The sequence below is a fragment of the Catenibacterium faecis genome (assembly GCF_014306455.1).
Lineage (GTDB): Bacteria > Bacillota_I > Bacilli_A > Erysipelotrichales > Coprobacillaceae > Catenibacterium > Catenibacterium mitsuoka_A.
In genome coordinates, this window is record NZ_JACRWG010000085.1 from 1 (window position 1) to 5,624 (window position 5,624).

The 5,624-nt window shown below is 33.0% G+C and carries 6 protein-coding genes; 3 read left to right on the top strand and 3 right to left on the bottom strand.

The window, feature by feature from the left end; translation table 11 throughout:
• The first annotated feature begins 167 nt into the window (after positions 1-167).
• Positions 168-755, top strand: a complete 588-nt coding sequence (locus H8909_RS12285; RefSeq protein WP_238928295.1) for a ChbG/HpnK family deacetylase — start codon at positions 168-170, stop codon at positions 753-755.
• A 23-nt stretch (positions 756-778) separates the two neighbouring features.
• On the opposite strand, the gene H8909_RS12290 is transcribed toward H8909_RS12285, so the two are convergent.
• Positions 779-2,035 carry an L-cysteine desulfidase family protein gene (locus tag H8909_RS12290; protein WP_187013034.1) on the bottom strand — a complete coding sequence of 419 codons (1,257 nt, stop codon included), beginning with the start codon at positions 2,033-2,035 and terminating at the stop codon, positions 779-781.
• A 38-nt stretch (positions 2,036-2,073) separates the two neighbouring features.
• Positions 2,074-3,270, bottom strand: coding sequence for an O-antigen ligase family protein (locus tag H8909_RS12295; RefSeq protein WP_187013035.1), 1,197 nt, complete (start codon positions 3,268-3,270; stop codon positions 2,074-2,076).
• A gap of 102 nt (positions 3,271-3,372) precedes the next feature.
• Between H8909_RS12295 and H8909_RS12300 the strand changes: the two genes are divergently transcribed.
• Positions 3,373-3,789: a hypothetical protein gene (locus tag H8909_RS12300; RefSeq protein ID WP_040390262.1), complete on the top strand. Its 417-nt coding sequence runs from the start codon at positions 3,373-3,375 to the stop codon at positions 3,787-3,789.
• Between the two features lie 137 nt (positions 3,790-3,926).
• Here H8909_RS12300 and H8909_RS12305 read toward each other — a convergent pair whose 3' ends face one another.
• Entirely contained in the window at positions 3,927-4,793 is an 867-nt protein-coding gene (locus tag H8909_RS12305; protein ID WP_187013036.1) for a LysR family transcriptional regulator, read from the bottom strand.
• A 102-nt stretch (positions 4,794-4,895) separates the two neighbouring features.
• Between H8909_RS12305 and H8909_RS12310 the strand changes: the two genes are divergently transcribed.
• Positions 4,896-5,522 carry a carboxymuconolactone decarboxylase family protein gene (locus tag H8909_RS12310; protein ID WP_187013037.1) on the top strand — a complete coding sequence of 209 codons (627 nt, stop codon included), beginning with the start codon at positions 4,896-4,898 and terminating at the stop codon, positions 5,520-5,522.
• Positions 5,523-5,624 lie beyond the last annotated feature (102 nt).

A 5,624-nucleotide genomic window follows, 5' to 3' on the forward strand; every position in this document is an offset into this window, starting at 1 on the left:
ATATCAGTCTGTTTTGTTTAACGTTCTTGACGTATGGTGAGTTAGATAATAACTTAATTTCTTCATCAGTGAATTTTTTTGATTTTGACATAGTAGAATTTAAACAACAAAACAAAAAATGATACCCACAGGAGGGGTATCACAACTGTCAGGTTGTTGTCCTCCTTATGGGTACCATTTTAGTATGTATTGGTACGCCTATCAGTGATCCAAAACTTATTCCAAGTCTTGTAGATGAGAATGGACAATTTAAATCAAGTAGAACATATAGACAAAGTAAAGAAGACTTTGTAGTACTAGAAGAAGCAATTATAGAAATAGAAGCACAATATAAAAGATTTAAAGAAATAACTCATCTTGAACCTTCTTATTTTGAAGCTCATGCAGTAGCCAGTGATAATTTATTAAGGGGTATTGAAATTGTTGCGAAAAGACACAATTTGAAGTTTAATGATATTTCTTTTGATGGGACACCTGTTGATCTGGCAGGAGAAAAACTCTATATGCATATGGAGAGTATGAAGGAAGGCTATGATCCTTTTAAATCTTTTAAAGAAATGGTAGAGAATGCACATAATGATGGTTGTGATTTGTTAGTTTGTCATCCAGGATATCTTGATGCACAAATACTACGTACTTCTTCTCTCACTCTTGATCGTACAAAAGAAGCAGAGATGTTATGTTCAGAAGAACTCAAAGACTATCTTAAAGAACATGATATACACTTGTATACATATGATGAAATAGGACACTAAAAGCTGCCAATCGGCAGCTTTTACTATTCACACATAATTTTAATAATTTCCTGGTCAGTAGAAGCCATACCTTGACTTCCTAATACACCAATATTGTGGATTGTATTTTCTATACCCTTAGAAATAATACCATCTCCACCATAGAACTGCTGACCATTCATATACATATCATACCCTAGAATGCCAGCTTCTACACTGACTGCAATTTTTGCAGCACAACTTGCTTTGGCACCATCACAGATAATACCAGAAGTAATAGCCAAGGCATTCACGATTGTATGATTCATCACTTCTTCACTTGCATCCTTTAAATAAGCAAGTCCTGCACCACATGCAGCACCTGCACTCACTGCACCACAGAAGGCAGATAAACGACCAATCTCAGTCTTTAAATGAATGGCTGTTAAGTTAGAAATCACAAGAGCACGATATAACTTCTCTTTATCTAAATGTTCTCTTTCTGTATAAACAATAAGAGGTACAGATACAGTTAATCCCTGGTTACCACTACCAGAATTAATCACTACAGGTAGTTCACAACCATTCATTCTTGCATCACTACCAGCTGCTGCATAGGCCTTTAATAGACTTGGTAAATCTTTTCTAATCGCAATCACCTTACCAATATTAGCCCCATAATCACCATTCATTCCTTCTTGTGCAATGGCAGTATTACATTCAATCATTTGATCTAATAATTCTTTTACATCATCAATCTCTACTTCTTTCGCAAAAGTATAAATATCATGCATAGTAAGAGTGAGATAATCTTCATCAATAGTCTGTTTCAATGCTTCTCTACATACAATAGTTTCATTATCTTTTGTCATTTCTACAATATGTGTATGTGTTCCCGCAATATGTACCATTGCTTCATGTTCATTATTAGATACAGTCAAACGAATATCTAAAGAATAAGGGGATTCTAAAGGCTGTACTTTAATAGAAGCACTATTCATAAGTTCAGTCATCGCAACAATATCTTCTTCCTTCACATGACTAATAACCTCTAATTCTGCTTCTGCATCTCCACCTGTAATCCCAATACAGGCAGCTGTTTCAATACCTTTATTTCCATGAGTATGAGGCACAATAACACTCTTAACATTCTTGATGATATTACCACTGACTTCAATTAATATCTTATTTGGTATAACACCTAACGTCTTTCTTGCGAGACTTCCTGCATACGCAATTGCGATAGGCTCTGTACATCCCATGGCAGTTACGAGTTCCTTGTTTAAGATTCTTACATAAGTCTCATAAAGTTTTTTATCCATTCTTTTTCTCCTTATTAAAAAGGCAATGAATCATTGCCTTATTGATCAATTTCTTTTCTATAAATGTCAAAGCTGCTTACTATCATCGCAAATAAGAATCCAGTTGATACAAAGAAGATTGTATAATCGAGTAATCCATGAATATAAATCATTACAATATAGCCTACAATTAAAGCAACAAGAGTAGGGTTACACTTAGTTCTTAATAAGCGATATAAACGTTTAATATTTTCAATGAAGAACGGTGCGATCACTAATAATCCTATAATCCCAAAACATAAAACAGGATCAATAAAGATATTATGTGAATGCTGTGTAGGATGCCCATTATATTGTGCATAAATATGCCAATATGTCATAGGTCCTTCACCAAATAAGAAATGTGTCTTAATGTTCTGAATAGCAACTTCCCAGATATGTCTTCTTACACCTAAGTATTTCACAATATTGCTCATACGTGGAATATATTGAGGTTTCGCAATAAAGAAACCAACACCCACTGCACCTACAGCACAAATACTACCAAAACTCTTATAATTACGATTAAACAATAACATAATCGCAAGACCACCAGCAAGTGCAGGCCATGCAGTACGACATCCTGTTAAATATAGACAGAATAAGTTAAGTAATGTAATTAAACCAATAGTCACTATTTCTTTAATATGATCCATAAATCCATGATTATGAGTATACTTCAAGAACTTATAGAAGCAAATAGCCACAAAGAACTCAATCATCATTGCATAGTAGTTCGCATTAAAGAACATTGCATTCGTACGATACTGTGGTGCATTAAATACAACCAAATACCATCCCTCAAGATCAAACTGTCTTAAGATGAAGATATATTCAATAATAGCCCACACAGCTGCAAATACACTTAAACCAATCACTAGGTTCAACATTGTATCAAATAGTTCTTCACTTGCATGACGTCTATATACAAGTGTCATACTATATAACATCAAATAACCTAATGATACACCAGCTCCTGGCCAGTTCTGATAAAAGACACTTGTTAAGAAAATAAGTGCTGAAAAGAAAATAATATATTTGCTTCGTTTTGTTTCTTCATAACCTTTCTTTACCTCACCCTGTTTAATCCATTTAAAGAATATAATTGCATGAATCACTACAGTAATATAGAAAGGAAGGAATATTGCGGCAATCGCAATAAGAAAATCACATTGCACAGAATCAAAACGTGACTTTAAGTTTTTAATAATATCCATGAGAACCCCCCTTTAATTACATTTTATATTATACACGAAAAATCAAAAAAAATATTGTTTACTCACGAAATATTGGTAGAATACTCTATGGAGGTAGAATATATGAATATGAACACTTCATTCTTCTCTTTTAAATCAGGATCTCCATTCATGATTATCCTATCTATTATTTTAGGAACACTACTCATGGCTTATGGAATCTATGAAATCTTCTTTAAGAAAGATAAAAGAGAAATTAAAGGAATTTACCATGGTTATAAGAAAGTCAATAACTTATATTGTCGTCCTATCTTCCAGTATTCTTATGGTACGAAGAAGTATAACCAGGCATCTATCCAGGAATTTAAAGTAGAAAAGATTGAAAAAGATTATGTAAAAGGCCAGGAATATCCTATTTATTTAGGGGAACAGGCGAATACATTCTATTTAAAGAAGAAAAGCACTTGGTCTAACTATTTATTAATCGTTGCAGGTATCTTATTCTATGTAAGTGCTATTCTAGGTTATCTAGGATTCTAAAAAGAAGTAGTTTTTAATAACTACTTCTTTTTCTATGCAAGAAATAAAAAGTCCCACCGGGTTGCGCATGAAAATCAGTGGCGTGGTGGGTTCTGTCAAAACAATTATACGTTTTTTGATAGTTCTATCAAGATATATTACTTCTTTTTCTTTTCTAGTCTTTTTTCTACAGCACGATAAAGTGGTTCTAATAGCTTCTTATTCTTTTTCTTACATACAAGATAGAAACTATTAGTCGCTTCTTTATCTATGATTGGAATAATCTTACGATTATCTGGCTTGCCATCTTTTTCTATAGATAGATCAGAAATAAATGTTGGAAGAGTAGAATTCTGTGTAAGATCATTAAATACCTCTCTATTATCCTGAAGAATAAAATGAGTATGAGGCTGTGTTTCTAAATGCATTGGATACCATACACCAATTCTAGAATACAACAGCATTGTCTGACCATCTAGATTCTTAAAGAATAATGCTTTACTATCTGCAAGAGGATGATCAGGTGCTAATGAGAAATATAATGTTTCTGTATCATATAACTCATAATATAATTCTTTACTATCAGGAATCTTATTTAATACAACAGCTGTATATAAATCATTCTCTAAACCAGATAATAAGATATCTGGCATTTTTATTTCTGAAGAAATGGCCATATCTTCATATATCTTACTAGCATAAGGTACTAGGTCCCATAAAGGCGCAGGTGCACATGCACCAATACTAATTGTATGAGTCATACGATCATATTCACGTACACGAGCAATCATATCATTTGCAGAAAATAATACTTTCTGTGCATAATCAACAGCCACTTTACCAGTCGCATTTAAAGTAATACGATTCTTTTCACGGTCAAAAATAGGAACTTGCAGTTCTTCTTCAAGCTTCTGCATGGCACGAGAAAGAGCTGGCTGAGAGATATGTAATGCTTCAGCTGCTTTAGATAATGTTCCATATTTAGAAACAGCCAATAATTGTTCAACTTGTCCAATTTCAATCATTTGATAATCCTCCTCACTATGCACTCACATTATAGCATAATACAAAACTGGCATTGTACTTTTCTACTTATTATTAATAAAATACACATAGAGGTGAAGACTATGAAATATACATTTATGGAAAACTTTAAAGACAAAGATCCAGAATTCTATGATTTTTATTCACATTTTATAGGAGAAGAAGTAATCAATGATACCACTTTGGATGATAAGAGTCGTTATTTATCTATTACTGCAGTACTTCTAGGAACGAAATCTCATGATTTATTTAAGGATATGTTAGATGATTTATTGAAGTATTTGACTGCTGATGAAATCCAAGAAGTCCTTTATCAAGCCGTGGCCTATCTTGGTATTGGTATGGTTTACCCATTCTTAAATATTATGAATAGACATGTGAATAAACCATTAAAGAGTGCGTCTACCACAAATAGAGATAATCGTATAGAACTTGGTAATGAAAAACAATGTGAACTCTTTGGTGAACATATGAGAGGATTCCAAACAAGTGGTCCTGAAGAAGAACGTCATATCAAGAGATGGCTCGCAGGTAACTGCTTTGGTGATAACTATACAAGAATAGGACTCACTGGAGCACAAAGAGAAATGATTACATTCTGTTTTCTATCAGCACTCGGCACTGAATCACAATTAAAATCTCATATTGGTGGAAACTTCCATGTAGGTAATGATGCACATTATCTCATTAATGCAATGGAGTCAACTTAAGAAGTTGGCTCTTTTTTATTGCTTTTTTTCCTATTATAAGTGTATATTTATGACATTGTAGTTAAGAATAAAAGATTGAATATATTTATATAATGCCATATA

What these genes read in the sequence shown, in the direction of transcription:
- H8909_RS12285 (WP_238928295.1), top strand. Translation starts at nt 168, where the DNA reads ATGGGTACCATTTTAGTATGTATTGGTACGCCTATCAGTGATCCAAAA.
- H8909_RS12290 (WP_187013034.1), bottom strand. Translation starts at nt 2,035, where the DNA reads ATGGATAAAAAACTTTATGAGACTTATGTAAGAATCTTAAACAAGGAA.
- H8909_RS12295 (WP_187013035.1), bottom strand. Translation starts at nt 3,270, where the DNA reads ATGGATATTATTAAAAACTTAAAGTCACGTTTTGATTCTGTGCAATGT.
- H8909_RS12300 (WP_040390262.1), top strand. Translation starts at nt 3,373, where the DNA reads ATGAATATGAACACTTCATTCTTCTCTTTTAAATCAGGATCTCCATTC.
- H8909_RS12305 (WP_187013036.1), bottom strand. Translation starts at nt 4,793, where the DNA reads ATGATTGAAATTGGACAAGTTGAACAATTATTGGCTGTTTCTAAATAT.
- H8909_RS12310 (WP_187013037.1), top strand. Translation starts at nt 4,896, where the DNA reads ATGAAATATACATTTATGGAAAACTTTAAAGACAAAGATCCAGAATTC.